This is a genomic window from Pseudomonadota bacterium (assembly GCA_034189865.1).
In the GTDB taxonomy this organism is placed as follows: domain Bacteria; phylum Pseudomonadota; class Gammaproteobacteria; order UBA5335; family UBA5335; genus JAXHTV01.
Map to the genome: position 1 here is coordinate 1 of JAXHTV010000067.1, position 2,259 is coordinate 2,259.

Sequence of the window (2,259 nt, forward strand, 5' to 3'; positions counted from 1 at the left end):
TGATGACGGTCTCGGTTCCATCCACGTCGATCTGGTCGTTTTCATAGAGCCATTGGGCCAGGTCATCCAGGCAATAGCCGGTGCTGACGCCCGCATTGGCCTGACAGGAGGCACCCATCAGGGTCTCAATTTCGCTGTTGGCCCCGGTGTCATTGGTGGGTTCGCCGTCAGTCAAGTAGACGATGTTGTTTTTCTGGCAGACGTCCAGAATGGGTGAGATGTACTTCCCGCCCGACATCGAGTTTGCAACGCTTTGATCAGGGTCAGACGATAAGCCGTATTCGGGCGTTTCCCCACGCCAATACAAGGCGGCCTCGTAGAGTGTTTCGGACAACGGGGTGTTGCCATCGTCTTCAAAGCCGTCGATGGTGGTGTTGAAAGCGCTGCGGTTGGTTGCGATGTCGTCCACATGCAGGGCCACATAGCCACCGCTTCCGTCCTCGTCAAAGCGCATCAGGCCGATGTTGACGCCGTTGAGACTGGCCACCAGTTTTTTGGAAATATCCTGGACAATCCAAAGGCGGCTGCGATCAATCGAAGCGACGCCGCTGTGGTAATAGTTCATGTAGTTGGCATCGTAGAAGGTGACCTGGTTCCAGCCGTAGTATTTGTCTCCCGAATCGCTGGTCCACCGGTCGTCGCTATTCCTGGCGCGGCGGTCGGCATACACGTCCGACGAACTACTGTCGGGTCCATGTACGCCTTCGTCGGCCTTACATTCCACCACCTCGTCCGTCCCGTGGTAGGAGGAGCTCAGATCGCGCCATTTGCGGGTGGAGAATATGCCGCGACGCCACTGGGCAACCTCGGCGATGTAGAAGCCGGTTGTCGCCAGCGGCGTGACTGCGGCATCACAGCGGTTGGCGGCGAGCGGAAAATAGCGGGAGGTACTGCACGATGGCGGTGATCCACTGGTGCTCCAATAGATTCGAGAGGGGTCGCAGCTGCCCGTATAGGTTGTCGCCGTATCGTAGGGCGTGGTGATGGTTTCCATCGTGCCCATGCTGCCGGAGGTATCGACGATAAAAAGCACGTTGGGTTGCGCCGATGCCGGTAGAGGCGTGACATAAATTTCGGTGTCGTCGGCGTGGGCCGGTAGGCCGCAAAGTAGCGTGACGCCTATGGCAGCCAAGCCGGTGATGATTTTTTTTGTTTGCGTTTTCATCGAATTCCCCTCGCCCGATTGTGCTCTTCTCGTTTTCAAGCCGCGGACTGATTACCAGTTCACCTGGGTTGCTTCGTCGTTCTTCAACAGATAAATCACCGTGCCCGCTTCGCCGTTGTGGAGCGCGGTATCGGCGGGTGCGATTTGTTGGCCGTCTTTTCGGAAGATGGTCGTTGGCGTGATTTTGAATACCTGCTTCGGGCAGCGTTGACATTCACGCGCAGTGACGCGGCCTGTGCCGTCTTCGCGGATGCTTACCGACATCGTTTCAGCCTCCACGGCATCTTGGAAGTGGGTGATCTCGGCACCGACCGGGGTGGCTGCCACCAATAAAGCCGGGACGGCGATTGCGCATGCGCTGCGACGAACGATTCGATTAACGTTAAACATGAGCTTGACCTCCTGCGCCTCTAGCTGTTCTCAGGTGATGCCATGGCGCGGTTAATGCTTTGAACATTCGTTGTTTCGGCTGCCTCGCTGCCGGCGGTGCCCACCTTGCCTTCGCCTTCGATGCGAAAGTGAAGGCCGACGAATTTCTCCAGGTCGTAACCCAGCGGTGGGGTGCCCTGGACGACGTATTCGATGGTCGCCGTGCTGGATACGTCACTATCCCCAGTCAGGGTGTCTGCAATCGAGGTCACACCGCTTGCCAGGGCGGCCGATAGATCGGCCGGATTGGTTGCGGAGTTGATGAATACCACATCGATCGCACTCTCGGCCGCTTGGAAGGCCTTGTTGGTCAGCCAGTGGTTGGATGCCATACGCTCTTCCAAAGTGGATGAGCTCATCGCCATCACGCCCACCAGGGTCATGACCAGCAAAATGACCAGGGAGAACATCAGCACAGCACCGCGTTGGTGTTCGGGGTGGCTGAATTTTGGATGTCGACTGGACCGCTGCATGTCAACTTCTCCGATTTCGCAAGGTGATCGTCGTGGTAAAAACGCGGCGCAGGCGGCGGTCGTCGGGGTACGCGTAGGTACCGCCGTCGGCAGCTGGTTGCACGGTGATATCGAGCATCTGGTAATCGTTATCATCGCTTTGATCGAGTGTGCGTTCTGTCGAGCTAACTAAAAGCGCAATCTGGACTCGCG

At 57.5% G+C, this 2,259-nt stretch carries 4 protein-coding genes; all 4 read right to left on the reverse strand.

Going from position 1 to position 2,259, the window contains the following annotated elements; all coding sequences use genetic code 11:
* A partial coding sequence (locus SVU69_13725) for a hypothetical protein (protein ID MDY6944056.1) occupies positions 1 to 1,165 on the reverse strand: 1,165 nt, incomplete at its 3' end.
* A gap of 51 nt (positions 1,166 to 1,216) precedes the next feature.
* Positions 1,217 to 1,555 carry a hypothetical protein gene (locus SVU69_13730; protein MDY6944057.1) on the reverse strand — a complete coding sequence of 113 codons (339 nt, stop codon included), beginning with the start codon at positions 1,553 to 1,555 and terminating at the stop codon, positions 1,217 to 1,219.
* Positions 1,556 to 1,575: 20 nt separating this feature from the next.
* Complete coding sequence (locus tag SVU69_13735; GenBank protein ID MDY6944058.1) at positions 1,576 to 2,067, reverse strand: PilX N-terminal domain-containing pilus assembly protein; 492 nt, start codon at positions 2,065 to 2,067, stop codon at positions 1,576 to 1,578.
* Position 2,068: 1 nt separating this feature from the next.
* The coding region (locus SVU69_13740) for a PilW family protein (protein ID MDY6944059.1) at positions 2,069 to 2,259 on the reverse strand (191 nt) is incomplete at its 5' end.